Origin of the sequence: Geothrix fuzhouensis (assembly GCF_024609325.1) — a bacterium.
Taxonomy (GTDB): domain Bacteria; phylum Acidobacteriota; class Holophagae; order Holophagales; family Holophagaceae; genus Geothrix; species Geothrix fuzhouensis.
Genome location: NZ_JANHMQ010000002.1, coordinates 1 through 26,861 on the forward strand (window position 1 = coordinate 1; position 26,861 = coordinate 26,861).

23 protein-coding genes are annotated in these 26,861 nt (G+C 67.7%); 16 read left to right on the forward strand and 7 right to left on the reverse strand.

The features are described from left to right. The first annotated feature begins 170 nt into the window (after window positions 1-170). From NOV74_RS07160 to NOV74_RS07190, 7 genes are all read left to right on the forward strand, one after another. Complete coding sequence (locus NOV74_RS07160; RefSeq protein ID WP_371748422.1) at window positions 171-1,214, forward strand: rod shape-determining protein; 1,044 nt, start codon at window positions 171-173, stop codon at window positions 1,212-1,214. An 18-nt stretch (window positions 1,215-1,232) separates the two neighbouring features. Continuing rightward, complete coding sequence (mreC, locus tag NOV74_RS07165; RefSeq protein WP_257310589.1) at window positions 1,233-2,120, forward strand: rod shape-determining protein MreC; 888 nt, start codon at window positions 1,233-1,235, stop codon at window positions 2,118-2,120. After that, window positions 2,117-2,605: a hypothetical protein gene (locus NOV74_RS07170; protein ID WP_257310590.1), complete on the forward strand. Its 489-nt coding sequence runs from the start codon at window positions 2,117-2,119 to the stop codon at window positions 2,603-2,605. Before mreC ends, NOV74_RS07170 begins: the two co-directional genes overlap by 4 nt. Then, complete coding sequence (mrdA, locus tag NOV74_RS07175) at window positions 2,605-4,476, forward strand: penicillin-binding protein 2 (RefSeq protein ID WP_257310592.1); 1,872 nt, start codon at window positions 2,605-2,607, stop codon at window positions 4,474-4,476. The genes NOV74_RS07170 and mrdA overlap by 1 nt, the downstream gene beginning before the upstream one ends. Further along, window positions 4,473-5,558 (forward strand): rod shape-determining protein RodA, encoded by a 1,086-nt coding sequence (rodA, locus tag NOV74_RS07180; protein WP_257310593.1) that lies wholly within the window; start codon window positions 4,473-4,475, stop codon window positions 5,556-5,558. Before mrdA ends, rodA begins: the two co-directional genes overlap by 4 nt. 16 nt (window positions 5,559-5,574) lie before the next feature. After that, entirely contained in the window at window positions 5,575-7,575 is a 2,001-nt protein-coding gene (ligA, locus tag NOV74_RS07185) for an NAD-dependent DNA ligase LigA (protein WP_257310595.1), read from the forward strand. 63 nt (window positions 7,576-7,638) lie between these two features. Then, window positions 7,639-8,994, forward strand: coding sequence for a serine/threonine-protein kinase (locus NOV74_RS07190; RefSeq protein ID WP_257310597.1), 1,356 nt, complete (start codon window positions 7,639-7,641; stop codon window positions 8,992-8,994). 11 nt (window positions 8,995-9,005) lie between these two features. Here the strand turns inward: NOV74_RS07190 and NOV74_RS07195 are convergent, their stop codons facing one another. Beyond that, window positions 9,006-9,392: a hypothetical protein gene (locus tag NOV74_RS07195; RefSeq protein ID WP_257310600.1), complete on the reverse strand. Its 387-nt coding sequence runs from the start codon at window positions 9,390-9,392 to the stop codon at window positions 9,006-9,008. Between the two features lie 69 nt (window positions 9,393-9,461). On the opposite strand from NOV74_RS07195, the gene NOV74_RS07200 reads away from it, so the two are divergent. Further along, window positions 9,462-10,616 carry a trans-sulfuration enzyme family protein gene (locus NOV74_RS07200; RefSeq protein WP_257310602.1) on the forward strand — a complete coding sequence of 385 codons (1,155 nt, stop codon included), beginning with the start codon at window positions 9,462-9,464 and terminating at the stop codon, window positions 10,614-10,616. 184 nt (window positions 10,617-10,800) lie between these two features. Here NOV74_RS07200 and NOV74_RS07205 read toward each other — a convergent pair whose 3' ends face one another. Beyond that, window positions 10,801-11,325: a class IV adenylate cyclase gene (locus NOV74_RS07205; protein WP_257310604.1), complete on the reverse strand. Its 525-nt coding sequence runs from the start codon at window positions 11,323-11,325 to the stop codon at window positions 10,801-10,803. 50 nt (window positions 11,326-11,375) lie between these two features. Between NOV74_RS07205 and NOV74_RS07210 the strand changes: the two genes are divergently transcribed. The 3 genes from NOV74_RS07210 (at window position 11,376) to NOV74_RS07220 (ending at window position 14,888) form a co-directional block, all read left to right on the forward strand. Further along, window positions 11,376-12,680, forward strand: coding sequence for a hypothetical protein (locus NOV74_RS07210; RefSeq protein ID WP_257310605.1), 1,305 nt, complete (start codon window positions 11,376-11,378; stop codon window positions 12,678-12,680). 111 nt (window positions 12,681-12,791) lie between these two features. After that, window positions 12,792-14,201: a response regulator gene (locus NOV74_RS07215; RefSeq protein ID WP_257310606.1), complete on the forward strand. Its 1,410-nt coding sequence runs from the start codon at window positions 12,792-12,794 to the stop codon at window positions 14,199-14,201. A gap of 42 nt (window positions 14,202-14,243) precedes the next feature. Then, window positions 14,244-14,888: a RomY N-terminal domain-containing regulatory protein gene (locus NOV74_RS07220; protein ID WP_257310608.1), complete on the forward strand. Its 645-nt coding sequence runs from the start codon at window positions 14,244-14,246 to the stop codon at window positions 14,886-14,888. Between the two features lie 28 nt (window positions 14,889-14,916). On the opposite strand, the gene NOV74_RS07225 is transcribed toward NOV74_RS07220, so the two are convergent. Next, a complete protein-coding gene (locus NOV74_RS07225) occupies window positions 14,917-15,828 on the reverse strand; it encodes a YoaK family protein (RefSeq protein ID WP_257310610.1) in 912 nt (303 codons plus the stop codon). 72 nt (window positions 15,829-15,900) lie between these two features. Here NOV74_RS07225 and NOV74_RS07230 point away from each other — a divergent pair, with 72 nt between their 5' ends. From NOV74_RS07230 to NOV74_RS07240, 3 genes are all read left to right on the forward strand, one after another. Further along, window positions 15,901-16,908 (forward strand): asparaginase, encoded by a 1,008-nt coding sequence (locus NOV74_RS07230; RefSeq protein WP_257310612.1) that lies wholly within the window; start codon window positions 15,901-15,903, stop codon window positions 16,906-16,908. 85 nt (window positions 16,909-16,993) lie between these two features. After that, complete coding sequence (serS, locus tag NOV74_RS07235; protein WP_257310614.1) at window positions 16,994-18,262, forward strand: serine--tRNA ligase; 1,269 nt, start codon at window positions 16,994-16,996, stop codon at window positions 18,260-18,262. A gap of 68 nt (window positions 18,263-18,330) precedes the next feature. Next, on the forward strand, window positions 18,331-19,032 hold the full coding sequence (locus tag NOV74_RS07240) for an ABC transporter ATP-binding protein (RefSeq protein ID WP_257310616.1): 702 nt from the start codon (window positions 18,331-18,333) through the stop codon (window positions 19,030-19,032). 14 nt (window positions 19,033-19,046) lie between these two features. Here the strand turns inward: NOV74_RS07240 and NOV74_RS07245 are convergent, their stop codons facing one another. After that, window positions 19,047-20,951: a peptidylprolyl isomerase gene (locus tag NOV74_RS07245; RefSeq protein ID WP_257310618.1), complete on the reverse strand. Its 1,905-nt coding sequence runs from the start codon at window positions 20,949-20,951 to the stop codon at window positions 19,047-19,049. A 77-nt stretch (window positions 20,952-21,028) separates the two neighbouring features. Here NOV74_RS07245 and def point away from each other — a divergent pair, with 77 nt between their 5' ends. Together def and fmt are read left to right on the forward strand one after the other, a co-directional pair. Then, complete coding sequence (gene def, locus NOV74_RS07250) at window positions 21,029-21,532, forward strand: peptide deformylase (RefSeq protein WP_257310620.1); 504 nt, start codon at window positions 21,029-21,031, stop codon at window positions 21,530-21,532. Continuing rightward, window positions 21,529-22,449 (forward strand): methionyl-tRNA formyltransferase, encoded by a 921-nt coding sequence (fmt, locus tag NOV74_RS07255; protein ID WP_257310622.1) that lies wholly within the window; start codon window positions 21,529-21,531, stop codon window positions 22,447-22,449. The genes def and fmt overlap by 4 nt, the downstream gene beginning before the upstream one ends. Window positions 22,450-22,555: 106 nt before the next feature. Here the strand turns inward: fmt and NOV74_RS07260 are convergent, their stop codons facing one another. The 3 genes from NOV74_RS07260 to NOV74_RS07270 all read right to left on the reverse strand — a co-directional run bounded on the left by NOV74_RS07260 (window position 22,556) and on the right by NOV74_RS07270 (window position 26,856). Continuing rightward, window positions 22,556-25,378 carry a tetratricopeptide repeat protein gene (locus NOV74_RS07260; protein WP_257310624.1) on the reverse strand — a complete coding sequence of 941 codons (2,823 nt, stop codon included), beginning with the start codon at window positions 25,376-25,378 and terminating at the stop codon, window positions 22,556-22,558. 97 nt (window positions 25,379-25,475) lie between these two features. After that, window positions 25,476-25,892 carry a cytidine deaminase gene (locus NOV74_RS07265; RefSeq protein ID WP_257310626.1) on the reverse strand — a complete coding sequence of 139 codons (417 nt, stop codon included), beginning with the start codon at window positions 25,890-25,892 and terminating at the stop codon, window positions 25,476-25,478. A gap of 25 nt (window positions 25,893-25,917) precedes the next feature. Next, window positions 25,918-26,856 carry a DUF58 domain-containing protein gene (locus NOV74_RS07270; RefSeq protein WP_257310628.1) on the reverse strand — a complete coding sequence of 313 codons (939 nt, stop codon included), beginning with the start codon at window positions 26,854-26,856 and terminating at the stop codon, window positions 25,918-25,920. Window positions 26,857-26,861 lie beyond the last annotated feature (5 nt).

Here is a 26,861-nt window from a genome sequence, read left to right on the forward strand (position 1 = left end):
CTCCGCAGGCTGCCCCGCAGCCTGCGGAGTGGGGCCCCACAGGGAGCGAGGTCGAGGAACTTCTGGCGGCCGAGGAGTAAGACGGTCCCGGGGGATTTGCCTGCCAGGTCTTCGGCGGCTGGCCCGAGGGGGCAGTTCATGCCACCCTAAGAGGTTCTAGGGAGCCACCAGTGGCCAGCATTTTCTCCAGTCAGTTCTGGTCCAATATCTTCAATTCGGACCTCGCCATCGATCTTGGCACCGCCTCGACCCTGATCCATACCAAGCAGGCTGGTCGCATCGTCATCTATGAGCCTTCCATCGTGGCCGTGAACACGGTCACCCATGACGTGGAGGCCGTCGGTGACGAGGCCAAGCAGCTGTTGGGCCGGGCCCCTCAGGGCGTTCGGACCATCCGGCCCATGAAGGACGGCATGATCTTCGAGGTGGACGCCGCCGAGAAAATGCTGGCCCAGTTCATCTCCAAGGCCCGCCCCAACCGCGGCATCGCCCGCACCCGCATCGTGGTGAGTGTGCCGCCCCGGGCCCACCAGGTGGCCCGCCGCGCCGTGAAGCAGGTCTGCTATGACGCCAAGGCCGGAGAGGTCTTCATCGTGGACCAGACCATGGTGGCCGCCATCGGCGCCGGGCTGGCCATCAACGAGAAGCGCGGCTGCATGATCGTGGACATCGGTGGCGGCACCACGGATGTGGCCGTCATCAGCTACAACGGCAAGGTGTTCTCCGACTCCATCCTCATCGCCGGTGACGAGATGGACGAGGCGGTGGTCAAGTACATCCGCGAGAAGTACAACGTTCTGATCTCCGAATCCTCGGCCGAGGAAGTGAAGTGGACGCTGGGCTCGGCCTTCCCCTCGGACCTGACGCGCACCATGGAGGTAAGCGGCCGGGACCAGTTCGAGGGCCTGCCCAAGACGCTCACCCTCAACGATGCCGAAATCCGCGAAGCCCTGGCCGAGCCCATCAACGCCATCATCGACCTGGTGCGCAAGGCCCTGAACGAGACGCCTCCCCAGCTGGCGGCCGACCTCATCGACCGGGGCATCTGCCTCACGGGCGGTGGTTCCCTGATCCAGGGCCTGGACGAGCGGCTGCGCAAGGAGACCCACTTGCCGGTCTTCCGAGCCGAGGATCCCCAGACCGCCGTGGTGCGCGGCACCGCGCTGCTGCTGGAGAACATCCCGCTCCTGCGCCGCATCCAGATCCTCGATTAGCCTCCGCCCGGAGGGGGCATGGTCGTCCACAGGTCCAAATGGGGATGGAGTCGCGCGGGGTGGCAACGCCTCGTCTTGATCCTCCTTTGGCTGGGTCATGGCATCTGGGTGCTGCTCGGTCCCTACCCTGGCGGGCATTGGACGAGACTGGCGGACACCCTGGCGCGGCCGTCCCAGCACCTGGCCTCCCGCTGGGCCCAGTGGCGGACCACCCGCAAGGAGGCCGCCCGCGATTTCGTGGAAACCCGCGCCGAAAATGTGCGGCTGACTGCCGAACTCGCTCAGCTCCGCACGCAGGCTGCCCAGGAGGCCCCCCGGCTGGCGGAGGCGGATGAGGCCGTGCGGCTCCTGGGGCTGAAGCGGCAGATTCCCCTGGAGCTGAAGGCTGCACGGGTCATTTTCAGCACGCGGCCCGCCACATACGGGGGTCTCATCCTTGACCGGGGCCGGGACCTGGACCTGGTACCGGACCAGGGGGTGCTGGTGCCCGAGGGCATCGTGGGCCGGCTCTGGTCCGTGGGCCCCACCCAGGCCAAGGTGCTGCTCGCGGACGCGCCCAACGCTTCCGTGGCCGTGATGCTCATGCGGAGCCGCGCGACGGGCGTGCTGCAGGGCCTGGGCTCGGGGCGCGCCCTGATCCGCTACATCAGCAACCAGGAAGTGGTGCAGGTCGGCGAGGCCGTGCTGACCTCCGGCCTGGACCGGGTGTTTCCGCGCGGACTCCTGGTGGGGTATGTGGCTGAGGTGGTCCCCGGTGACCTGGAACTGCGCGTGCAGGTCAACCTGTCGGCCCCCCTGGACCGGATCTCCACGGTGCTTCTGCTACCTTTCCAACCCCCGCTGGAAGTGCAGCCGCCCTTCGTCGTGCAGGAACCGAAACCCCAGCGCAAAAAGGGGACGCCATGAGGATCGCGGCCCCCTCCGCCACTCGGCAGAACCTGCTGTGCGCCGTCACTCTGGGCCTTGTGTTTCTCACCGCCCCCTTCCCGCGGATCCAGTTCGTGGTCCACGTCCTGCTGGTGCTGGCCTTGGCGCCCCGAGCTGGGTCCCCCCTTGCTGGCGCGCTCTGGGCCGGGGCCGCGGGCTGGGCCCTGGAGGGCACCCTGCGGCTCTACCCCCACCTGGGGGGCACCGCCTGGGCTGACATGACCCTGGCCCTGCTGGCGGGCTGGATGGCCGGGCGCTGGCCCCTGGAGGGCGTGAAGGGCTGGTTCGCACGCCTGGCGGGGTTGCTGGCAGCGCATACCCTGCTGGTTCATTTGGCGGTGCGTCTGGCTTCAGGCCCGCATCCCTGGGGCTTCGGCTGGCTCTGGGCCCTGGTCAGCCTGCCGGTGTGGGGCTGGGCCGTCTGGCGCCTGATGTACACCGGGCCTTCGCCGCGGCTGGGCTGATGGACCCCCGGCAGCGCCCTCTCCTTCACCGCCGCCTTGGGGTGCTCAAGGCCCTGGCCTGGAGCCTGGTGGCCACGCTGATCCTGATCTATGCCTGGCTGCAGCTGGTGCGGCACGCCGAGTTCAAACAGCTGGCCATGCAACAGGCGGTGAAGATCCGACCCATCGCCGCGCCCCGGGGGCTGGTTCTGGACCGCAACGGCTTCCGCCTGGTGGACAATCGCCGGGCTTTGCATCTCGTCATCCAGCGGGAGGATCTGCCCACCCGCCCCGAGGTGATCCAGTCCCTGGCCTTGGCCCTGGAGCTGGAACCCGCCGCCCTGGCGCGGAAGATCCAGAGCTACCGCTTCGCCGGCAAGGGCCGGCCGCTGGTGCTCAAGGAGAACCTGGACGACGCGGGCATCGCGTTGGCGGAGCGGGTTCGGGCCCGCTTTCCCTTTCTCAGCGTGGATGTGGCGCCCCGGCGGGTCTACCTCGGCGATGAGCTGGCGGGGCATGTGCTGGGGTACGTGGGGGAAGTGGATGAAGAGCTGATGAAGGCCAAACCCGGCGTCTTCCATCTGGGCGAGACCATCGGCAAGGAGGGCTTCGAGGCCAGTGGCAACGACAAGCTCAAGGGCGTGGACGGGCAGAAGCGCATCCTGGTGGACCAGCTGGGCACGGAGGTCGCCAATTTCGGCCAGACCGACGCGACTCCGGGCCGCAGCCTCTACCTCACCCTGGACGCGGGCCTGCAGAAGGTGATGCAGGACGCCTACGGCGAGGAAGCTGGCGCGGCCGTGGTGCTGGACTTGAGGGATGGCGGGATTCTGGCCATGTACTCCAGCCCTTCGTACGATCCGAATTTGTTCCTCAACCGGCTCAGCCAGGAGATGGTGGACCGCTACCTGAACAATCCGACGCGACCCATGTTGAACCGGGCCATCCAGGGCATCTACGCCCCGGGCTCCACCTTCAAGCTGCTGGTGGCGCTGACGGGCCTGGAGAAGGGCGTCATCACGCCCCAGACGGTCATCTACTGTGCGGGCAAGAAAAATTTCTACGGCCGTGATTTCCGTTGCGACAAGCCCACGGGCCACGGCGGCCTGAACCTGGTGCAGGCCATTGCCCAGAGCTGCGACGTCTACTTCTACGAAGTCGCCTCGCGCTTGGATATTGATGATCTCTATGCCACGGCCGAGAAATACGGCTTCACGGATCGCACCGGCGTGGACCTGCCCCAGGAGAAGCGCACCCGCATTCCCAGCCGAGCCTGGAAGCGCAAGGCCTCGCCCCGGGATCCCAAGTGGTACGCGGGCGAGACCATCAGCGTGGGCATCGGCCAGGGTGCCGTGGGGGTGACGCCCATTGGTCTGGCGCGCTTCTACGCCACCCTCGCCACGAAGGGGAAGGTGCTCACGCCCCATCTCTTCTACGGCTTCCGCGATGACCAGAGCAACCAGCTGACACCCGCCCCGCCCCCGCCGCCCAGGGACACGCCCCTGGATCCCAGGATCTGGTCGGTGCTGGACGAAGGCCTCTATGAAGTGGTGAAGGACGGTACCGCCCGGGCCTCGGCCCTGACCGACATCACCATGGTCGGCAAGACGGGCACGGCCCAGGTGGCGACCTTCGTGGACAAGGCCCACTACGCGCGCCAGGCCAAGCACTTGAAGGATCATGCCCTGTTCGCCGGCTATGCCCCCCGGGAGCATCCCCAGATCGCCTTCGCGGTGGTGGTGGAGAACGCGGGCTTCGGCGCCGACATGGCGGCGCCGATCGCGAAAAAGCTGGTCCAGTACTGGTTCGTGGACCGCCTGAGGAATCCCCTGCCACCGCCGCGCGGCCGGATGGTCGATCCCTTCGCCCCGGCTCAAGAGGCGGAACAATGAAGGATCGCGTCCGCGCCCTGGATTCCCGCCTGCTCTGGGTCATCCTGGCCCTGATCGTCCTGGGCACGTTGACCCTCTATTCAGCGGGCCGGAACACGCCCCAGGCCACCATCTGGATCAAGCAGACCGTCTGGAACCTCATGGGCATGGCGCTGATGCTCCTGCTGGCGGCCACGGATCCGCGCCGCATCTTCCGCTACAGCTTCATCGCCTACCTGGTGGGGCTCGTGGCCCTGGCCGCTGTCCTGGTGGTGGGCAAGAAGATCGGCGGCGCCACGCGCTGGTTCGTCGTCGCGGGCCAGACCTTCCAGCCCTCGGAGCTCATGAAGTGGGTGACCTTGCTGTACGTGTCCCAGCGCCTGGGCTCGCGGCCCGCGAATACGATCGGGCGCCTCGAACTGCTGGGTGCTGTGGGCCTGGTGGTCTTCCCGATGCTGCTCATCCAGCGCCAGCCCGACCTCGGCATGGCCCTGAGCTTCCTGCCCATCCTGCTGATCATTCCCCTGATGAAGGGGTTGCGGGCGCGCTGGGTGATCGCCCTGATCCTGCTCGTCACTGTGGGAGGTTTCGGTGCCTGGAAGTTCGCCCTCAAGCCCTACCAGAAGCAGCGGGTGATGATCTTCCTGGATCCTTCCAGCGATCTCCAGGGCAAGGGCTACCAGGTGAACCAGAGCCGCATCGCCATCGGCGCGGGGGGGCTCATCGGGAAGGGCTTCATCAGTGGCTCCCAGACCCAGCTGAACTTCCTCCCCGTGAAGACCACGGACTTCGCCTTCAGCGTGTGGGCGGAGGAGCGCGGCTTCCTGGGGGTGCTCCTGGCCCTAGGCCTCTTCGGCCTCCTGCTCAGCCGGATCCTCGATGCCGCCAAGGCCGCCCACACGAACACCGAGACCTATTTCTGCGCCGGCGCCGCAGGCATCTTCGCCCTGCATCTGATGGTGAACGTGGGCATGGTGGCCGGCGCCCTGCCCAACAAGGGCATGGTGCTGCCCTTCTTCAGCGCCGGGGGCAGCAGCACCCTGAGCTTCTTCCTCGCGCTGGGCCTCATCATGGGCATCCTGTACCGGTCCAGGGTGAAATGAGGGCGAGGGTGAAGTGATGGACCTGCGGCAGCGCATGAAGGATCTGGCGGACCAGGTGCGGATGCACCGGCACCGGTACTACGTGCTGGACCAGCCGGTGGTGTCTGATGCCGAGTACGACGCCCTGGAGCGGGAGCTGCGCGACCTGGAGGCGACTCATCCCGAGCTGGCGGATCCCAACAGCCCCACCCTGCGCGTGGGGGCGCCACCCATCGACGCGTTCGAGAAGCGCCGCCACGCCGTCCCCATGCTGAGCCTGGATAACGCTTACTCCGAAGCCGAGCTGCGGGAGTGGGAGGCCAAGTGGCGCCGGCTCGCGCCTGATGCCCATCCCCGCTACGCCGCAGAATTGAAGGTGGACGGGTTGTCGCTGTCCCTCCGTTACGAGAACCGATTGCTCGTGGAGGCCCTCACCCGCGGCGATGGCGAGACGGGCGAGCTGGTGACCGAGAATGCGCGGACTCTCTCCGACATTCCGCTGCGACTACCCGGGGACGCCCCGGAATCACTCACGGTGCGAGGCGAGGTGTTCCTGTCCCGCAAGCGTTGGGAGGAGCTGAACCGGCAGCGGGACACCCGGGGCGAAGCCCGCTTCGCCAACCCCCGCAACGCCGCCAGCGGCACCATGAAGCTGCTGGACAGCCGCGAGGTCGCAGCGCGCGGCCTGTCTTTCCTCCCTTGGCAGGTGCTCTGGAGCGAAGGCCGCGAGGAGGACCACGCCCGGTCCATGGCCCACCTGGGCGAGTGGGGTTTCGGGGTCATGCCCGGCCACGCCACCGGCGACCTGGAAGCCGTGCTCGCCTTCATTTCGGATCAGGCCCAAGCCCGCCTGAAGCTGCCTTTCGATACGGATGGCGTGGTGTTGAAGATCCTGGATGCCGCGCTTCAGCAGCGCCTGGGCGCCACGGATCGTGTGCCCCGCTGGGCCATCGCCTTCAAGTATCCGGCCACCCAGGTCACCACCACGGTGCTGGGCATCACCTGGCAGGTGGGACGGACGGGCAAGCTCACACCGGTGGCCGAGCTGGAGGCCGTGGAAGTGGCGGGCTCCACAGTCCGCCGCGCGACGCTGCACAACGCCGACGAGCTGGCCCGGCTTGGCCTGAAGATCGGTCATCGCGTGTTCATCGAAAAGGGCGGAGAGGTCATCCCCAAGGTGGTGGCCCTGGTGCCCGGTGAGGAGGCGCGCGATCTGCCCCCCCCCCTCATTCCCGCGACCTGTCCTGTGTGCGGGGGCGAGGTGGGCAAGGCGGACGACGCCGAGGTGGCCATCCGCTGCCTGAACCCCGAGTGTCCGGCCAAGCTGGTGGCGCGGCTGCTGCACTTCGGCGGCCGGGCAGCCCTGGACATCGAAGGCATGGGCGAGGCCCTGGTCGAGCAGCTCGTGGCCTCGGGGCGCTTCGAGCAGCCGTGGGACATCTTTGGGCTGCTGGGGGAACCCATGCAGGGCCTGGCCTACTTGTCGGGCCTGGAGCGCATGGCCGAGAAGTCGGCGCAGAACGTCCTGGACGCCCTGGCCGCCGCCCGCACGAAGCCTTTAGTCCGCTGGATCCACGCCCTGGGCATCCCCATGGTGGGGGCTCGCACGGCGGAGCTGCTGGCGGAGGCCTACCCCGACCTGGAAGCGCTGTGGCTGGCGGAGGAAGGCCGCCTGCAGGCCGTGGAGGAGGTGGGGCCCAAGGTCGCCGCGGCCCTCCGGGCGTTCGCAGCGCTGCATCCGGACCTGCCAGCCCGCCTGGCTGCCCTGGGCGTGCACCCGACCGCACCGGAGCCCAGGGATCTGAGCGGCCTGCCCCTGGCGGGCCAGGTTGCGGTGGTGACTGGCACCCTGCCCACCTTGTCCCGAGAGGAAGCAGAAGTGCGGCTGAAGCAGCTGGGCGCGAAAGTCACCAACAGTGTCTCCGCGAAGACCACCCTGCTGGTGGCCGGGGAGAAGGCCGGCTCCAAGCTCGCCAAGGCCGAGGCTCTGGGCATTCCGGTGCGGGACGAGGCCTGGCTGCTGGGGCAAGGGGGCTGACAAAGGCCTGGACGGGAACTCGGGAGGCATCCCATCATCAGGGCCGCATTCCTGGAAAGTCCCGTGCTGACGCGTCTTGGCAAGTTCGACATCATCCGGCTGCTGGCCCAGGGGAGCATGGGCGATGTCTACGTGGGCCGGGATCCGATCCTCGGCCGGGAGGTGGCCATCAAGGTCATCCAGGCCTCGGCCGCCGCGGGGCCGGAGGCCCGGGAACGGTTCGCCCGGGAGGCCCGCGCCGCCGGGGCGTTGAACCATCCGAACATCGTGACCATCCACGAAATGGGCGAAGAGCAGGGCGTGCTCTACCTCGCCATGGAGCTGGTGAAGGGCGAGGATCTGGGCACGCTCATCCGGGCGGGCACCCTCACACCGCATGACATCCTCGAGGTGCTCGCGCAGGTCTGCGACGGTTTGGCTGTGGCCCACCGGCACCAGGTGCTGCACCGGGACATCAAGCCCTCCAACATCCGCGTCCTTTGGGATGGGAAATCCCTCCAGGCCAAGGTGCTGGATTTCGGTGTGGCCAAGATCTTCAACACTGATACGACGGACGAGGGCACGGTGTTCGGCACCGTGAACTACATGGCGCCGGAGTATCTCCAGAGCGGGCGCGCTGACGCCCGCAGTGATCTCTTCGCCGTGGGGGTGATTCTCTACGAAGCGCTGACGGGCAATCCTCCCTTCGATGGGCCGAGCCCGGGTTCCGTGATCTATCGCCTGTTGCACGAAGCGCCGCCGCCCCTGCTGCCGACCGCCTTCCTGGGCATCAGCCGCGATGTGCAGAGCCTGCTGAATTGCGCCCTGGCCAAGGAGCCGGCGAACCGGTTCCAGGTCGCCGAGGAACTGGCCGCCGCGCTGCGGGCGGCCAAGGATCCACACTGGCGCTGGAGCCAGGTGGAGCTCACGCCAGCTTCCCCAGCCTCTCGCCCGGTACCGGGCCCACCCGTCATGGCCCCTGGGAACATGCCAGCCCGGCCGCCGAAGGAAGAGCCCACGGGAATCCCCGCAAGAGCCGTCCCGCCCGGGAAGCTGCTGCGTGAAACAGCCGAACCCAGTCGGGTGATGGGTAGTGGCCCCATCCACCCTCCGGTCCAGGAGATGCCTCCGCAGCCAAGCTCGGCGGGGCGGGCCGAGGTCCGCAAGGACGTTCTCGAAACCACCCGACGGCAGCTGCTGCAGGCCATCAAGAACGACCCCGCCAATGCCAGGGCCCATGCGTTGCTGCTGGTCACGCTCTACCGCTTGGGGTGGATGGACGCGGTGATGCAGAGCCTGCGCCGAGCCAGGAATGGCGGCATCCCCGCCTCAAACCTGCTGGCAGTGCCTCGCTGTGCCCAGCTCGTGGACGAGGAGGCGAGGAGTTGCCGCCTCCCCCTGGACCTGCACCAGGAGTTCATGGCGTACCTGGGGAGCTGAGCGGCTTCGGTTCAGCGTTCCTGGAGCTCGAGGAGCCGCCAGTCGCCGCCGGCCTTCCGCCAACGCAGCCCGAAGGAGCGCCGGGAGGCGTCCTGGGGCAGGAGGCCGCCGCTGCGACCCGTGATGAGCAGGTCCACCTCCTGGAAGGCCTCGTTCCCGGTCACGGTGACCTCGTTGCGGACCACGGTCAGGCCCACCTTTTCCTGCCGGAAGATGCCCATGAGGAAGAGCCGTGCGGCGGGCTTGTCCATCCCCTCGGGCCCTCGGAAGCCGGCGTCCAGGGGCTCGGCGGCCGCGGCGGCGTCCCCGGCCTCCACCGCGGCCACGCAGGCGCCGAAGGCCTTCCGCACCTGGTCCTCGGGTTTGTCGGATCGGCAAGCCAGGAGGGTCAGAACCATAGACACCGAAGCGATGCTTTTCCTCATGGCGGCTCCCCCTCACACTGATGGATCACGAAGGATGGTCCCATGAACTCCGAAGGCCGTTTCGACACCCGCTGCATCCACGCCGGCCAATCGCCGGATCCCACCAGCGGCGCCATCATGACGCCGGTCTTCTTCACCAGCACCTACGTGCAGGAGGGCCTGGGCCAGAACAAGGGCTTCGACTACGCCCGCGTGCGCAACCCCACCCGCGATGCCCTGGAGGCCAACCTGGCGGCCCTCGAGGGCGGGGCCCACGGCATGGCCTTCGGGTCGGGCATGGCGGCGGTGCAGGCCATCTTCGAGCAGCTCTCCAGTGGCGACCACGTGGTGCTGGGCGACAACGTCTACGGCGGCACCTTCCGCCTGCTGGACAAGGTGATGACGCGCTTCGGCCTCACCTACACCCAAGTGGACACGGGCGACCTGGCGGCCTTCAAGGCGGCGCTGCGGCCCAACACCAAGCTGGTGATGCTGGAGACGCCCACCAACCCCATGCTGGGGCTCACGGACATCCCCGGGGTGCGTCAGGTCATGACCCTGATGGGCTGCAAGGCCGTGCTGGCCGTGGACAACACCTTCGCCACGCCCTACAACCAGCGGCCCCTGGAGCTGGGCGCCGATCTGGTCTTCCACTCCACCACCAAGTACCTGAATGGCCACAGCGATTCCATCGGCGGCATCGCCATCACCAACCGCGAGGACCTCGCCGAGGGCCTGCGCTTCCACCAGAAGGCCGCCGGCGGCATCCTCTCGCCCATGGAATCCTGGCTCATCCTGCGGGGCACCAAGACGCTGCACCTCCGCATGGAACGCCATAACGCGAGTGCCCTCACCCTCGCCCGCTGGCTGGAAGCCCGGAAGGACCTCAAGGCTGTCTACTATCCTGGCCTGGAGTCTCATCCCCAGCACGCCCTCGCGAAGCAGCAGATGAAGGGCTTCTCGGGCATCGTCAGCTTCGACACGGGCGACGCCGAGCGCACGCGGCGCATGGCGTCCTCGTTCAAGGTCTTCTCCCTGGCCGAAAGCCTAGGCGGCGTGGAGAGCCTCGTCTGCCACCCCGCCAGCATGACCCACGGCAGCGTGCCCGAGGCCGACCGCCAGCGCCTCGGCATCAACGACAACCTGCTGCGTCTCAGCGTGGGCGTGGAGGACGTCCAGGATCTGATCGAAGACCTGGAGCAGGTATTGAAGGTCTAAAACAAAAGCGGAACACAGAGGACACAGAGTTTGCACAGAGGACGCAGAGAAGAACAAGAATGGCCTTTTTCTGTGTTTTCTGTGTTTTCTGTGTTTTCTGTGTTTTCTGTGTTTTCTGTGTTTTCTGTGTTTTCTGTGTTTTCTGTGTACCTCTGCGGCCTCTGTGTTCCAGCATCCTTGATGCTTAACCCAGGCCGTGCGCCTCGTACAGCTCGGGGTAGCTGCGGGGTTCGGCGCGGTCGGGGGCGAGCCCCAGGCCCTCCATGGCGGCGCGGATGGCCTGGGGGTCGCCCTCCAGCTCCAGATAGCAGCCGAAGGGGGTCTCGTCGAGACAGGCCTCCAGCTCATCCCGCTCCCACACAGCCCGGACCTTCTCCATGCGCATGACGGGGACGTAGCCCAGGGCTCGGAGGATCGCCTCGATGGCTTCGCCGTCCTCGATGCCAGTCTCGTGCTCGGGGCGGATCTTCAGCATCGCGTCGGGGACCTTGGGGCCCTTCCAGGTCAGGCGTACGGTCCCAGCGAAGCGTCGGGTCCGCAGGGCCGAACTGGCGGCCCGCAGCTCGCCGTTCCGGTCCCACAGCACGCTCACCTCCGCCTGGGCGGGGACGACCTCGCGGAAGCCGAGGGCCTCGAGCAGGGGCCGATAGGGCCCCGTGGCCGGGATGCGCAGCTTCAGCTCGGTTTCCACGGCGGGTTTGTGCTTCATCGCGGCGCGTCTCCAATCAGTCATGATGGTTCTGTTTCCGCGGCCACCACGTGATCCCACAACGGTACATCATCGCCACCCTCTTCATTGCCGCCATGCTGCTGCTCTTCGCGGTGGTGCAGGCGCCGCGTCCGGTCAGCTCGGGGGGGGTGTCCGCCGTGGAGATGCCGGCTGTCATGAGTCTCGGGAACTACGAGTCCCTGGCGGAGCTGCGGTTGGAGGACGGCTGGGCCCCTCGTTTTCAGGGAACCCTGGATCCGGATCAGTCCGACCCCTGGCCCTTTGAAGGGGGCTTCGGCACCCCCTGGGAGCCCGCCTCACCTTACCTTGGGGACCAGGGTCTGGCTCTGAACGGCCCCCAGGGACGCAGCGAGGTGGTGCTTTGGAAAGGGCTGGAGTGGCGCCGCTACCGCTTTGACGCCCCCCTTGCCTCGGCACGGCTCGATCCGGTCAAGGGCAACCGGCTGCTCGTGACCCTGCAGATGGGGAATGGCCACTTCGAGACCCGGTTGCTGGAGGTGCCCGAGGGCCGGGTGCTCTGGTCCACGGAGTCTGGTCCCTGGAGCCGCTTCAGCTGGGATGGCAAGAGCGTGCTGTTGGGCTTCTTTGAAAAGGTGGAACCCAAGGGGGAATCCCGCCTGCTGGTCAGCGCCCTCCCCCTGGATGCGGATCTGGGTGAACCCACCCTCGCCGCTTGGGATGAGCCGGGCCTCCCGCCGCCACCCCGCGGCCTGGCCACGAAGGCGGAGGCCCTGTCCGACGATGGCCGGGACCTGCCGGGCGCCCGCCTCGAACTGCCCTGGCACGCCGGGGACCGGCTCTGGTTGCCGCGAGCGGACCGCCTCTGGTACGGCGGTGTCCAGGGTTGGGCGGCCTGGATTCTGCAGGGCGGTCGATGGCGTCGCGCCGCGGCGGGTCCGGGCCTGCTGACGGCCCAGCCACCCCAACGCATGGCCCTGGCGGCGCCCCTCCCGGTGGAAGGGATGCTGCGGAGCACCTGCCCGTTGAACGCGGTGGAATGGACGCCGGTGCCGGAGGGGTCGCTGCCCTGGCCGGCCTGGGACGCGGCCTGGGCCTGGCGGGAGAACGGTGCCTTTGATGCTTGGGATCAGCGGTGGAACGAAAGCGCGCTGCCGCCCGAGCGCCAGCGCCAAGCCCTGCTTGAGACCTATCGCCCAGAGTGGCGAACGGCCGTGAACCTGCGGGCTTCCGTGAAGGGCTGGCTGCCGGGTGGCCCCGAGGTCGCCCTGCGGGAACCCCTGGGCGTCGCGTGGATCTGGGTGGGGGACCGGGTGCTGCTGGTCCGCCTGGTGGAGGCGGAACGGGTACGGGTCTTGAAGAAGCTGCTGCGCTAGCGTCAGGTTTCAGACTGCCTGCCGATCCATTCGATTGCCATGGAAGTGCAGATTTCTGGTAGCGTTGTGCCCAGCCTCTCTTTCTTCCTTCAGGCCTCCCGAGGTAACCAGATGCCCCGCCTCCTCCTCGTGGACGACAACCCCAGCATCCACCGCATCGCCGAATCCCTGCTGGCCCCCACGGATGTGGAACTGGTCTGCGTCGATTCCGCCGCGGAGGCCCTGGATCGGTTCGGCCGTGGGGAGCACTTCGACGTGGCCCTCGTGGATACGGCCATGCCCGGCATGGATGGCTGGGCTCTGCTGGCCCGCCTGAGGGAGATGGAAGCGACGGCCCACCTGCCCATCGCCCTTATGGCCGGGGTGCTGGATCCCGTGGATCCCGTCAGGCTGGCCAAGGCGCCGATCCAGGGTTTCCTGAAGAAGCCCATCGAGCTGCGTGAGCTGGGGGACCGCGTGAGGGCCCTGCTGGCCATGCCGGTTGTGGGTGCCGAGCCTCCAGCTGCCGAACCCCCGGCCTTTGTCCCTGCGCCGGCGGCCTTTGTCCCCGAACCACCAGCCTTGACCCTTGAGTCATTGGGCTTCGCCGCCGAGCCGCCGAGTTTCGCCGATCGGCCCGCCGCGGCGGCCCCGGAGCTGGCCAAGACGGCTGAAATGGCCTTGCCGGACCTCTCGCCGGACTTTTCCTTCGAAGGGATGGATGCCCTGTCTCCTCTGGCATTGGCGTCGGAACCGGCGCGCCCAGCTCAGGAACCAGCCCAGGATGAGGATCTGCTGATTCTTACGGCCGAGGATCTCTGGCCCGAGGAAAGCGCTGCCGAGGCCATCCCAGTTCCCGCCGCAGAGCCTGTGGCGGTGGCGGAAGTGCACCTCGAGTTGGAAGAACTGGATCTGGAGAGCCTCCACGGCCTGACTTCGGCGCCCCTTCCCTCTGAACCGGCGCCCGCCCCACGAGGGCTTGAGGCCCCACCTGCTCCGCCGGTTGAAGCCGCGGCCCCCGTGGCCGAGGCCCTGGCTGAGGAAAGCCTGGTCTTCACCAATCTGGAATCCCTGGACGATCTGGGGGCCGGGCTGGAGTTGGCACCGCTGCCCGGGTCGCCCATGGGAGCCGTGGCCCCTGCGGCCCCTCCCATCATCGGTGGCGTGGCCTTTGCCGGCCTTGCGGCCGCGGCCGCCCCCCTGCTGGAGAAGGCCCAGGAAACCCACGAGGTGCCAGTGGCGGTAGCCCCGACGACCCCCGTTCCTGCGCCCCGTCAGGAGCTTGCCGAAGCCGCCTGGCCCATGCCGGTCCCTGAGCCCAAGCCGGTGCCCTTGGTGGATTCGGCACCTGCCGTCCCTGGTCAGGTTCCTGCCGCGCCCGGTCAGGCCGCGCTCACACCCGGGCAGGTCCAGGCGCTTTTGGCGGATCCAGCCGTCATGGATGTCCTCGTGAAGGCCGTGGTGGCGCGCATGGGCGATCAGGTGGTTCGGGAAATTGCCTGGGAAGTAATGCCGGAACTGGCGGGAAGATTGCAGAGGTAGGTCCATGACGCGTCCTGCCTCTCCGTCCTCCAGGCCTCTCCCATGATCACCGGCTACAACACGGACGTCCGCCATGGGAACCGGGTCTACCACGTGCAGACCGAGGATAAGGGCCTGTCGAACCCCAGGATCGAAACCCTCATTTATGTGGGCGGCGAGATCCTCGACAGCTACCGGTCCTCGTACGAGGATCTGCTGGCCGCTCCGCCCATAACTGATGGCGCCATCCAGGGCCGCATGGATGAGCAGCACCGGGCGGTGATCCGGGAAATCAAGAACGGCAAGTACGACCTGACACCGCCGGACCTGCTGGAAAAGCAGGCCTTCAACGACCGGCCCTTGGACCAGGCCATCCTGGAATTCCTCCAGTTGGAAGGCGATGTGGACACCCTGGAACTGGTGCTGGACCAGCCTCTGAAGCCCGCCTTCGGAGAGTCCTTTCAGGTGCGGGTGCGGGCACGCCTCTGCCAGAGCCAAAGCCCCGTGGCCGATGCCGAAGTGTCGGTCAAGCTGGTGTCCAGTCTGAAGAAGGCCACCAGCCTGCTGTCGGGGCGCACCGGAAGCGATGGCCACTTCACCGGGGAGGTCCAGCTCCCTCCCAGCCAGCCGGGCCAATGCGCGGTGGTGGTCAGCTGCACTTGCGAACAGGGCTTCGATGAACTGAAGGCGTTGGTGGTCGCGCTTTAGACGGCTGTCAGGCGTCGGCGAACAACATTCAGCGGTCCGGAGTGGCTTGGTCGGGATCCCACTGGCGCCGGAGGCGATGCAGCAGCAGGCGCACTTCCAGCAGCAGGGGGCGGGCCGCGAGGAACCACAGGAAGCCGGCCAGGGGCACCGTGACCTTGAAGCCGATGTGCCGGAAGCCCAGCGCGCCGGTGACGCCGCCCGCCATGAAGGAGACCAGGATCAGCAGCAGGAGGGTCAGCTTCTGGCGGTTGGCGACAATGCGTTCCCGACCCTGCCGGTGGTGGACGTTCACGTAGGTGAGGCGGCTCAGCTCGATGCCGATGTCCGTGACCGTGCCCGTGAGATGGGTGGTGCGCACGGCAGCGCCCGAGATGATGGAGGTGACCGTGTTGTGCATGCCCATGATGAAGCAGAGCAGCATCACGGTGCTGGGCAAGGTGAAGCGGATCTCCTGCTGAAGGCGGTTCCCCATGAAGCCGAAGACCATCATCAGCACGGCCTCGATCACCAAGGTCAGGGCGTAACGGCTGCGCATGCGTCGGCGCTGTCCGAAGCTGATCAGGGTGGTGCAGAAGAAGGCCCCGGCGAGGAAACTCAGCATCATGGCCAGGGCTGCGAGGGCGGTGACGAGGTCGCCGTCGGCCAGCTCGTCCGCCATGGCGGAAACCACACCGGTCACGTGGGACGTGTAGTGGCTGACAGCCAGGAAGCCGCCGGCATTCACCGCGCCGGCCACAAAGGCCATGGCCCAGGCCAGCTGCCGGTTGAGCGATTCCGAACGGAGCGCCCCTTCCCGCACCAGCAGCTTCTCCTGGATGGGCAGGGTGGCCAGCGCCGTCTCCACGGCCGCTTGCAATTGCTGACCCGATAGACGCTTCCTCAGCAGCCGCCGGAGGTAGCGGCCTGCAATCATCTGGAAATAGCGGGGAATGCGGCGCATGCAGAGCGTTCAGTCTACCGGGCCGGAGCCGCCTGTGGCCTGCAACCAGGGTCCAGACGGTAGACTCCTCTCATGCGCACGATCCTTCTCCTCCATACCGGCGGCACCCTGGGCATGATGCCCAGTGGCGATCCAGCGTCCCTAGCCCCCGGGCGGTTCCTGGACCACCTGCTGGAGCAGGTGCCGGAACTGGGCCAGATGGCCAAGCTGTCCGTGGAGGTACCCTTCAACCAGGATTCCTCCTGCCTGGAACCGTCGGACATCCTGGCGCTGGCCTCCCGGGTGCGCGCCGCAGCCCAGGATTTCGATGGCTTCGTCATTATCCACGGTACGGACACCATGGCCTTCACCGCCTCCTGCCTGGGCTTCCTCCTGGCGGACCTGGGGAAGCCGGTCGTCCTCACGGGCAGTCAGCGCCCACTCGCCTTCGTGCGCAGCGACGCCCGCAGCAACCTCGTCAATGCCGTGGACCTGGCGTGTCGGGGCCTCCCCGAGGTGGGTATCTGCTTCGGCACTCACTGGATCCGGGGCGTGGCAGCCGACAAGCTCAGCGTCCACCAGTTTGAGGCCTTCCAGAGCCCGAACCTGCCGCCCCTGGCCGAGATCGGGGCGGAGATCCGTCTGCATCCAGAGGTGGGCCAGTTCGTCCGCCAGGTGCCTGCGGGGCTGGGCGACGCCCTGGATCTGGCCGTCCACACCCTGACGCCCCATCCGGGCATGGCCTGGAGCTTGGCCCCGAAAGGGGCCCGGGCCCTGCTGATCCAGGCCTTCGGTGCCGGCAATCTGCCCATGGGCCGGGGGGACCTCCGGGCCACGCTGGAGGACGCCCAGCGGCGGCAGCTGCCGGTGGTGGTGATATCGCAGTGTCCCTATGGCGGCGTGGACCTCTCGGCCTACGAACTGGGGCGGCAGATCGAAGACATGGGCGCCATCTCCGGCAGCCTGCACACCCGCTGGGCCGCTCTCGCCAAGCTGGGCCTGGTGTTGGGCGCCGGAGGCGGAATTGAAGAAGTCAGGGAGGCGTTCGGGGTCCGGTGGGCTGGTGAACCGATGCCCGAAGGGGCGTGGACTCAGGCCTGAGTTCCGGCCAGAGGCAATCTCCAAAACACGCCCATGGCGCATTTTGGAGCCAGGTAAACTGATGGATCATTAGGAAAACCTCCCCATGATTGATGCCAACCTTCTGCGCAACGACCTCGATGCCGTGGCGGCGCGCCTGGCCGAACGGGGCTACTCGCTGGACCGGGCACGCTACCAGGAGCTGGACCAGCGCCGCCGAGTGGTGCTCCAGGAAGCCGAGGCCCTGAAGGCCGAACGCAACCGCGTGAGCGATGAGGTCGGCCGCCTCAAGCGGGCTAAGGAAAACGCAGATCACCTCATCGCCCAGCAGCGAGAGGTGGGCGATCAGCTCAAGACGCTGGAGGCCGCCGAGCGGGAGATCGAGGCCGCCTTCAGGGATTTCCTGGCGGACATCCCCAACCCGCCACATGCCAGCGTGCCCCCGGGCCGCGACGAGCACGCCAATGTGGAGATCAAGCGCTGGGGGCAAATTCCGGAGATCGCCACCCCCCGCGATCACGTGGACCTGGGCACGGCCCTTGGCATCCTGGACCTGGACCGCGCAGCCAAGCTCAGCGGTGCGCGCTTCGCCGTGCTGAAGGGCCTGGGGGCCAAGCTGGAGCGATCCCTCATCAGCTTCATGCTCGATCGCCAGACCGGCGCGGGCTACACCGAGGTGATCCCGCCCTATCTGGTGAACGCCGACAGCATGTACGGCACGGGCCAGCTGCCCAAGTTCGAGCAGGACCTCTTCAAGACCTCGCGCGGGGACGGCGGCGCGCTGTACCTCATCCCCACGGCGGAAGTCCCCGTCACCAACCTCTACCGCGACGAGATCCTGCCCGCGGAAGCACTGCCCCTGCGCCACTGCGCCTTCACGCCCTGCTTCCGCAGCGAGGCCGGCAGCTACGGCAAGGACACCAAGGGGATCATCCGCCAGCACCAGTTCCACAAGGTGGAGCTGGTCACCTTCGCCGCCTCGGACCAGGCCGAAGCGGAACTGGAACGACTCACGGAAAACGCCGAGGCCATCTTGGAAGCCCTGGGCCTGCCCTACCGCCGCGTGCTGCTCTGCACGGGCGACATGGGCTTCAGCAGCCAGAAGACCTACGACCTGGAGGTGTGGCTGCCCTCGCAGAACACCTACCGCGAGATCAGCTCCTGCAGCTGGTTCGGGGACTTCCAGGCCCGCCGCGCCAACATCCGCATGAAGGGCAAGGAGGGCAAGCCCGCCTTCGTGAACACCCTGAACGGCAGCGGCCTGGCCGTGGGCCGCACCTGGGTGGCCATCCTGGAGAACTACCAGCAGCCGGATGGCAGCGTGGTGGTGCCCGAGGTCCTGCGGCCCTACCTGGGGGTCGAGGTGATCCGCTGAGGTCAGGGTCCGTCCTTTGCGCTGAAGGCCTGCGCCTTCAGCGCCTGGGAAAGGATGTGTTGAGGGATGTGTCCTTCTCTATCGCCCCAGGCGAAGCCTGGGGCGTGTTCGGCGCCAGCGGGGCGGGGAAGACCACCCTCCTGAACCTGGTGCTGGGACTCCTGGAACCCACCGAAGGCCGGATTCTGCTCGACGGCGTGCTCTGGTCGCCCCTTCCCGAAGGGGAGCGCCGGCACCGCCGCCCCCGGATCCAGGCCATATTCCAGGATCCCCTGGCCAGCCTGCCACCCCACCGCACGGGCTGGGAGATCCTCCAGGAGCCGCTGGAAATCTGGAACCGTGGGACCTCGGCCTCCCGGCGCGAGGCCGCGGCGCGCGTGGCGGCCCAGGTGAGGTTCCCTGAGGCAGCTCTGGAACAGCGCCCTGCGGCCTGGTCCGGTGGCCTGGCCCAGCGGCTCTGCCTGGGTCGCGCCCTCATGCTGGAGCCGGCCCTGCTGGTGCTGGACGAGCCCTTCTCGGCCCTGGACCCCACCCTGACCGGGCACTTGATGTCCCTGCTGCTGGACCTGAAGCGAGGAGGCACGGCCCTGCTCTTCGTGAGCCATGATCTGGCCTCGATCCAGGTCCTCTGCGACCAGATACTCGTGCTGAGGGAGGGTCAGCCTCTCGGGCAGGGGGCTATTGGACAGTTGCTGTCCGATCAACCCCACTCGCATCTGGAACAGCTATCAGCTGCCAGCTATCGGCTACCAGGAACTGCTAGCCGATAGCTGACAAGCGAGAGCTACTCCTCCACCGACACCTGCGCGGCGTCGGGGTTCACGTAGATGCCACCGAAATGACCCCAGAAGCTGCTGAGGCCGGGGCGCAGGCGGCCCTGCTGGTCCAGGGACTGCAGCTCGGCGGAAAGAAGCTTCTGGGCCTCGGTGGTCTGGACCTCCTGGATGAGGGCCCGACGGCCTTCGAAATCCAGGGCCGGGGCCGGTTCCCGGGAGATGATGCGGGCCACCCAGAGTTTGCCGTCCTGGGCCCACAGCAAGGGCGTGGTCTGACCCACGGGGGTGTCCAGGAGGGCCTGGCGGATGCCGGGGTGGGCCACCAGATCCCGCAGCCCGCTCAGGGGGGCCGGAGCCTGGTCGGTGACGGGACCCACGGCCTGGAGGCCGCCGGTCTTCAGGGCCTGCTGGGCCTTGGCCAAGGCCTGCTTGCGGGATTCCTCCAGACGGTAGGCGGCCAGCACCTTCGTGCGGATCTCCTTGAAGGGCGGCACGGCCTCCGGCAGCTGCTCCTGCACCCGGAAGAGGATGTGGCGGTCAGCGAACCGCATGGGCTTGGAGACCTCGCCCACCTTCAGACGGAAGGCCTCGGCGGCGAGCTGGGGCAGCTCGGGCAGGCCTTCGGACTGGGCGCTCGGCTCGTTGCTGAACGGCTGGCTGAGCTGGGCCTGGCTGCCCAGGCTCTTGGCGGCGGCGGCGAGGTCGCCGCCATTGGCGCGCTTGCGGATCTGCTCCAGGCGCTCCTGGGCGCGCGAATTGAAGCGGTCGTCGGAGATCTCCTTGGCGAGCTGGTCCTTCACATCCTCGAACCGCTTCTCGCGGCGGCCCTCCAGCTGGATGAGGTGGATGCCGTAGATGGTCCGCACGGGCTGGCTGATCTCGCCGGGCTTGAGGGCCGCGGCAGCTTCCGAGAAGGGCTTCTGCATCTGGGGGAAGCGGAACCAGCCCAGGTCACCACCGTTGCCCTTGGCGCTGGGATCCTCGCTGAGCTCCTCGGCCGCCTTGGCGAAGCTCTGCCCCTTCAGCAGGCGCTCCCGCAGCAGCTGAGCCTTGGCCGTGGCCTCCTGGATCTGGGTGTCACCCTCGGCCTTGAAGAGGATGTGGCGGGCCTTGAATTCGACGAAGTCGTTCTTTCGGGCTTCGAAGGCAGCCTTGAGGGTGGCCTCGTCCACTTGGACATCCTTGCCCAGGGCAGCACGGTCCACGGCCACGAACTGGATCACGCGGCGGGGGGGCTGGAGGAACCGCTGACCACCGGCCTTGTAGAAAGCTTCCAGAGTCCCGTCCCCGGGATCCGCAACGGTGGTGGGGTCCACAGCGAGGGTGGCCTGCTGGAAGGCGACCTTCTCATTGCGCAGACGGTCCTCCACGGCCAGCCAGGTGGCGTCCACGGGCACCTGGAAGGCCGCCTGCTGGATCAGCTTGGTGCGCAGCAACTCGCTGCGCAGGTTCCGTTCCTGGATGGCAGGGTTGAACCCGGTCTCCTGGAAGATCTGCTTCAGTTCCGCGGTGGATTTCAGGTTGCCCTGGGCGTCCAGGAGGACGGGGTACTGCTTCAGGAAGGCTCGCAGGCGCGCGCCGACTTCCTCGTCGGTGACCACCACGTGGTGGCGTTCCGCCAGCTCCTCCATGAGCTTCTGGTTGATGAGGTCACGCAGGGCCTGGGACTGGACGAAGGGCTTGAGAGCCTCGGGGCTGGCCTGCTTGCCATACCGCTGGTAAAGCTCCTGCATGTGCTCGGCCATGTCGCGCAGCAGTATTTCACGGCCATAGACCCGCGCTACCACCGTGTCTGGCGTGTCCACCCGCCCGGACGGGGCCAGGTAGGCCACCAGGCCCAGGAGGACCACGACCATGACCGCCGCCATGGGCGTGCGGTTGGATTTGAAGACTTGGCGAAAAGAACGCAGCATGCGGGGCTCCGGTGGACGGACCTCCCAGATTACCAAGGGATGGGTGATGGATTACACTGGAATGCTGGAGTGTTTGCATGGCCGTCCTGCCCGTACTGACCTGGGGCGATCCCCGCCTGAAGAAGAACAGCGAGGATGTGGGGGTTTGGACCCCTGAGCTGGAACAGCTCGTGGCGGACATGTTCGAGACAACCCTCGACGAGGAGGGGGTGGGCCTGGCGGCACCCCAGATCGGCGTGAACCTGAACCTCGCGGTGATCGACTGCTCCTGCGGCGAGGATCCTTCCCAGCAGCTCGTCCTCATCAACCCGGAGATCATCCGGGAGGAGGGCAGCCAGGTGGGGCCAGAGGGCTGTTTGTCCATTCCCGGCATTCGCGAAGTGCTGGAGCGCCCCCAGAAGGTCGTCATCCGCAACCGGGCCAAAGACGGCACCTGGCACGAGCTGGAGGGCGAGGACCTGCTGGCCCGGGCCTTCTGCCACGAGATCGACCATTTACGGGGGCGCCTCTTCGTGGAGTACTTCGGACCCGTGAAGCGTCAGTTCCTCCAGAAGAAGTATCTGAAACAGGCCCGGGGATGACGCGCATCGCGTTTCTCGGCACTCCCCGCGCGGCCGTCCCGGCCCTGCGGGCCCTGGCCGAGGAAGGTATCGCGGCGGTGTTCTGCAATCCGGACCGCCCCGCGGGCCGGGGGCGCCACCTGGAGGCCCCGCCGGTGAAGGTGGCGGCGTTGGCCCTGGGCCTGCCCGTCCACCAGCCCCTGAGTTGGAAGGCACCCGAGGTCCGCGAGCTGTGGGAATCCCTGCAGATTGATCTGGCGATCGTGGTGGCATATGGCCACCTGCTGCCCCGGTGGATGCTGGACGCCTGCCCCAGCGGCGTCTGGAATCTGCATTTTTCCCTGCTGCCCCGGTGGCGCGGTGCCGCCCCCGTGAACCACGCCCTCCTGGCGGGGGACGAAGAGACGGGCGTGAGCCTCATGAAACTCACGGAAGGGTTGGATGAGGGCCCCGTCCTCGCCCAGTCCCGCCGCTGGATCGGCCACGGGGATACGGCCGAAAGCCTGCTGGCGGCCCTTTCTGCGGATGCCGCGGAGCTGCTCATGGACCAGCTGCCCCTGCTGCTCTGCGGCTGCGGAAAACCGGTGGAGCAGCCCCTCGGCCAGGCCACCTACGCCACCAAGCTCCGCAAGGACATGGGACGCCTGGACTGGCGGCGCCCCGCGGCGGAGCTGCACCGCCAGGTCCGCGCCCTCTGGCCCTGGCCTGGCTCCGAATTGCAGATGGAGGGCCAGCCGCTGAAGGTCTGCGGCGTGGGCGCTCTCCGGACGTGCTACCGCGATCCCGGCCAGCTGGTCTGGGGCAAGGAAGGCGCCTGGCTCACCACGCCCGATGGCGCCCTGGAACTCACGCAGCTCCAGCGCCCCGGCAAGCCCGTCCAACCCGCGCTCCAGGCCCTCCAGCCCTGGGGAGCCAGCGGGAGCCGCGCGCTGAACTGAAGAAAAATGGAAACAGGATTAACAGGATGAAATGCTGGATTAACAGGACCAAAGCTTTATTTTTTGGTATCTGAATCCTGTTAAGCCTGTCTCCGCCTTCCTTCGGCTACGCCAATCGCGCTGCGACGTCGCGGTAGTCGGGATCCATGTCGCGAACGGCCTTGAACTCACTGGCGGCCTGGGCAGTCTGGCCCTGCTGGAGGTAGATCTCGGCCAGGTCGTAGCGAAGGCCGATGCTGTCCTCGGGGGGGAAGCCGGGGGCTTCGATGCCCTGGCGCAGCCACGCCACCGCGGCGTCGAGATCGCCCCGGTCCTGTTCGCAGATGCTGAGCATGGAGCAGCATTCGAGGGTGCGCTCGGGATCGCCCATGGCGATCTTGAATTCCTCGATGGCGGGTTCGATGAGCGCCATCTCCTTGTAGGCGATGCCCAGGTTGTAGTGGGTGTCGTAGTCGTCGCCCTTGACCTGCTTCTCCACGCCCTCGCGGAAGGCGCTGAACAGTTCGTCGACGCTCTGGATCTTCTCCACCACATGGGTGGCGTCGTGCATCTCCTCGTCCTCACCCTCGTCCATGAGGGCGGTACCCAGCACGTCCGTGAGGTCGAAGAAGGAGTTGGCGAAGTCGCCTTCGTCAAGGGCGCTGGCCTTGGCGGCGAGGCCCAGCTTCTGGAGGGCGCTGACCGAGCGTTCCAGGCGGGCTTCCAGTTCCGGGTGGCCCGGAAACTGTTTGAGGGCGACGTCGATTTCGGCCTTGGCTTCCTCGGGGCTGCCGTAGTCAAGCTGGAAGTCGATGTCGCCGAGGAGGCTGGCCAGTTCCTCTGGGATGGCTGGGGGTTCAACGGCCGCTGAGAGGGGTGGCAGGGCCTCGACCACCTCCGGTGACAGGATGCCGGTGGGCATGGGGGGGAGCTGCGCGGTGGGGGCGGAGAAGGAGGCCGGCTCGGGCGCCAGATCCGCCAGGGTGTCGTCCATCCAGCTCAGGTCGGAAGCGTCCAGGGCGGCGGGCTCGGACGGAAGCGGCAACCGGTTGGCCGCCGAGGCGAAAGGGTCCGCCAGGGCGGGCAGGCCCTCGCCCATGGGAATCGCCTCCCGGACCGGCGGGGCTGGAGCCTGGGCCGGCGGGGCCGGAGCCTGGACCAGCGGGGCCGGAACCTGGGCCGGCGGGGGTGGCTCGAAGCCGGAAAGGTCAAGCCCAATGAGCTCCTCCATCTCCGGGGGAGGCGCAGGCAGGGCGATGGGCGCGGCGGCCGCCGCTGGGGGAGGCAAGGCCGCCTTTGGGGCCGGTGCCGGGGCGGGGGCCGGTGGTGGGGGCGGCATGGGGACGGGCATCGGCGCCGGCATGGAGACCGGCGCGACGGACTCGGGCAGACGGGCTCCGGGTTCGGGCAGGCCCATGGTCCGACGGTGGATCCGGGTGGAGCCCGGGAAGAGCTGCTCCGCCATGTCCAGGAGCTGGGCGGCCTCGCGCTTCCTGCCGAGCTGGATCAGAGCCTGCGCGCTCTGCACATACTGCATCTGCACCTTGGTGAGGTGCCCGGTGGTGCGATGCACGGCGACGATGGCTTCGATGAGGGTCAGGTCCGACGGGTCCAGTTCCAGGGCCTTCTTGAAGGTCTCCACGGCGCGCTCGGTGCTGCCGCTCCTGAGCAGGGCCTCGGCTTCCCGGGTGAACTGCTCCATCCGGAGCCTTCGGACGGGGTCCAGCTCGGACTCCCCGCCATGCACGGTTTCCAGGGCCGCCGGGGACTGGAGGGTGCCCGCAAAGCCGGGTTGGGGCGCGCTCGCGGGGGGTGGTGCTGAGGCGTCGGGGACCGCACCCAGGGCCCGCAACTGACCGGAGAGATGCCCGATCAAGGCCTGGTCATGGCCCTGGTGGGCCAGCCCATAGGCGCTTTGGAGGGCATGGATCTGGTCGGCCCGGTTGCCGCTTTGATGGGCGATCTCCGCGAGGAGCGTCCAGGCCTCGATGCCCATGTGATTCTGCATGGCCGCCCGCAGGCTCCGGCCGACGGTGTCACCGGAACCCCGACGGGCCAGCTCGCGGGCGATGGGCGTAAACAGCCGGAGGCCTTCCTCCGCCCGGTCGGCATTCACCAGGTTGCGAAGGGCTTTTTCAGCAAGGGGAAGGGACTTCTCGGGGATCTGCGCGATCTCGGTCAGCGCCTCCAGCGCACGATCGGGATGGCCACTGCGCAGCTCGATCTCCGCCAGAGCCTCCAGCAGGTCCGTGTCTCTCGGGTTGCTTGCCAGGCCTTCCCGCAGGTGCTGGGCCGCGTTGGCGTAGTCTCCCTGGATCACCCCCAGCCGGCTCTGGGTGAGAAAGACCTGGGGCGTGGAGATCATCGCCTTGGCGCGCTCGAGGATCTGGTTCGCTTCGCCGTGCATCTGCTCCATGGCCAGGGACTCGGCCACTTCGAGGTAAATGCCTGCGGCGCGGTCCTTCATGCCCTCCTTGTTGTAGAGGTCCGCGAGCTTGACCTTCATCTTCAGGTTCTTGGGATCCAGGTCGACGACCTTGTTGAACTCCTCCAGGGCCCGCTTGATGAGGCCCTTCTTCTGGAAGTGCTCGGCCACCTGCAGGTGGACCTTCACCGCGTCGGTGACCTTGTTCATCTGGCGGTAGAGGTCCGCCAGGCGCTGGGCCGCGTCGATGTCCTCCGGCGCGTTGCGCACGACCTTCTGGAAAATGGCGGCCGCCCGGGCGTGGAACCCATCCCGTTCATAGGCGGTGCCCAGGCGCTTGTGGATCTCCACACCTTCCCGGGACCGGCCGATCTGCACGTAGAGATCGCCGATCTGGTTCAGGGTGGAGTAGTCCTTGGGGTTGTCGTCGACGAGCTTGTGGAATTCCTCGATGGCCCGATCGACCTTCCCCGCCGTCAAGAGCTTGTCGGCTTCCTTCTTGACTTTGATGCGATCAATGGCCATTCACTGCCTCGGGATGCCAGCTGGGTTCGGAAAGTGTAGGCGGGGGGGGACGCCTTGGATAGATCCAGAGAACTAGGGCCTGTGTTCAAGATAGGCCCTAGCTGAAGTTGCGACCCGTGAAGCTGTGGGGCAGCAGATCCTCCAGGCGGTGGAGCTCGCGGGAGTTGCGGTTGGCAAGCAGGACCGGCAGGGCCTCGGCAAATTCGGCCAGTGCCTGGCGACAGGCCCCACACGGTGGGGTGAGCGCCGCGACGTCAGTGACCACCACGGCTGCCACCAGGCCGTCGGGACGCAGGCCGGCGGCCACGGCCGCGCTGAGGGCGCCCCGTTCGGCGCAGAGGGTGACGGGATAGGCGGCGTTCTCCACATTGCAGCCCGCCACAATGTGGCCCGACGCGGTCAGCAGGGCCGCCCCGACCTGAAAGTGGGAATAGGGGGCGTGGGCGTGGGCCCGGGCTTTCCAGGCCGCCTCCAGCAGGGGCGTCCAGGCGGGGGATTGGGGATCGTCGAACACCGGCGCCTCCTGCGTGGCCTTCAGCTTAACGGAGGTTCCCCGCCCCAGGCCGATCCCCGGAGCCCTCAGCCTGGGCCAGGGCCAGGGCCCGCCAGCAAGGGGTGTGCCCCCGCACCGCGCGGACTGCCATGGATCCATGAACCTCCAGGCTGACCTCCCGCTTCTGGAGGCGGGCCTGGAGCACGGCGCCGGAGAGGCGTTCCAGCTCCCGCTCGAAGGGCCGGCCTGGGGCCCAGGCGCTGAGGTCGAGCCTCAGGTGCAGGCCCTGGGGCCGTTCCTCCTGGAAGGTGCGGACCCAGAGCTGGTTGCGCTGGGCCGTGCGCTTCCAGTGGACCCGGCCGGGAGGATCCCCCTCCCGCCAGGGCCGCGCCCCTTCCGGGCTGCTGGTCCCTTCCTGGGCCACGGTGCGATGGCCCTCGCCCCGCCAGCCGGCGGGCGGGGCCGGGGGCGTGCGGGGATGGGGCAGGACCAGCAGCTCCTGGTCCAGGTCGATGAAGCGGGCCTTCTCCACCAGGCCGAAGGGAAACCGCGTGCGAAGCTCGAGGCGCCGGACCCGGGCCCAGCCGCGGTGCCCGGGCCGGGCGTGGAGGACCACCAGGGTTTCGCCGGTGCGGGCGGCCCGGCCCAGGAACCCGGGCTCCACCTGGCCATCGTCTAGCGAGAGGTGGAGTTCCAGGCCCCGAAGTCGGCCCCGCCCCCCGTCCTGGAGCCGGAGCCGGAGCCCCCCTCGCACTCGGGCGAAGAGGTTGCCTTCCTCCAGACCCAGCACCGTCAGACCCTGAAGGGCCCGGCGGCTCAGGACGCCGGACACCAGGAACAGGCCCAGCATCAGGGAGAACACCAGGTAGAGCAGGTTGTTGCCCGTGTTCACAGAAAAGGCGCCCACCGCCAGCAGGACCAGCAGGCACTGCACGCCCAGGCCCGTGAGGGACAGGCGCAGGCGGCGGTCGCTCCACAGTCTCATGGCCT

What these genes read in the sequence shown, in the direction of transcription:
- fmt (WP_257310622.1), top strand. Translation starts at nt 21,529, where the DNA reads ATGACGCGCATCGCGTTTCTCGGCACTCCCCGCGCGGCCGTCCCGGCC.
- serS (WP_257310614.1), top strand. Translation starts at nt 16,994, where the DNA reads ATGATTGATGCCAACCTTCTGCGCAACGACCTCGATGCCGTGGCGGCG.
- NOV74_RS07260 (WP_257310624.1), bottom strand. Translation starts at nt 25,378, where the DNA reads ATGGCCATTGATCGCATCAAAGTCAAGAAGGAAGCCGACAAGCTCTTG.
- rodA (WP_257310593.1), top strand. Translation starts at nt 4,473, where the DNA reads ATGAAGGATCGCGTCCGCGCCCTGGATTCCCGCCTGCTCTGGGTCATC.
- NOV74_RS07215 (WP_257310606.1), top strand. Translation starts at nt 12,792, where the DNA reads ATGCCCCGCCTCCTCCTCGTGGACGACAACCCCAGCATCCACCGCATC.
- ligA (WP_257310595.1), top strand. Translation starts at nt 5,575, where the DNA reads ATGGACCTGCGGCAGCGCATGAAGGATCTGGCGGACCAGGTGCGGATG.
- NOV74_RS07200 (WP_257310602.1), top strand. Translation starts at nt 9,462, where the DNA reads ATGAACTCCGAAGGCCGTTTCGACACCCGCTGCATCCACGCCGGCCAA.
- mreC (WP_257310589.1), top strand. Translation starts at nt 1,233, where the DNA reads ATGGTCGTCCACAGGTCCAAATGGGGATGGAGTCGCGCGGGGTGGCAA.
- mrdA (WP_257310592.1), top strand. Translation starts at nt 2,605, where the DNA reads ATGGACCCCCGGCAGCGCCCTCTCCTTCACCGCCGCCTTGGGGTGCTC.
- NOV74_RS07195 (WP_257310600.1), bottom strand. Translation starts at nt 9,392, where the DNA reads ATGGTTCTGACCCTCCTGGCTTGCCGATCCGACAAACCCGAGGACCAG.
- NOV74_RS07225 (WP_257310610.1), bottom strand. Translation starts at nt 15,828, where the DNA reads ATGCGCCGCATTCCCCGCTATTTCCAGATGATTGCAGGCCGCTACCTC.
- NOV74_RS07220 (WP_257310608.1), top strand. Translation starts at nt 14,244, where the DNA reads ATGATCACCGGCTACAACACGGACGTCCGCCATGGGAACCGGGTCTAC.
- def (WP_257310620.1), top strand. Translation starts at nt 21,029, where the DNA reads ATGGCCGTCCTGCCCGTACTGACCTGGGGCGATCCCCGCCTGAAGAAG.
- NOV74_RS07170 (WP_257310590.1), top strand. Translation starts at nt 2,117, where the DNA reads ATGAGGATCGCGGCCCCCTCCGCCACTCGGCAGAACCTGCTGTGCGCC.
- NOV74_RS07245 (WP_257310618.1), bottom strand. Translation starts at nt 20,951, where the DNA reads ATGCTGCGTTCTTTTCGCCAAGTCTTCAAATCCAACCGCACGCCCATG.
- NOV74_RS07270 (WP_257310628.1), bottom strand. Translation starts at nt 26,856, where the DNA reads ATGAGACTGTGGAGCGACCGCCGCCTGCGCCTGTCCCTCACGGGCCTG.
- NOV74_RS07230 (WP_257310612.1), top strand. Translation starts at nt 15,901, where the DNA reads ATGCGCACGATCCTTCTCCTCCATACCGGCGGCACCCTGGGCATGATG.
- NOV74_RS07205 (WP_257310604.1), bottom strand. Translation starts at nt 11,325, where the DNA reads ATGAAGCACAAACCCGCCGTGGAAACCGAGCTGAAGCTGCGCATCCCG.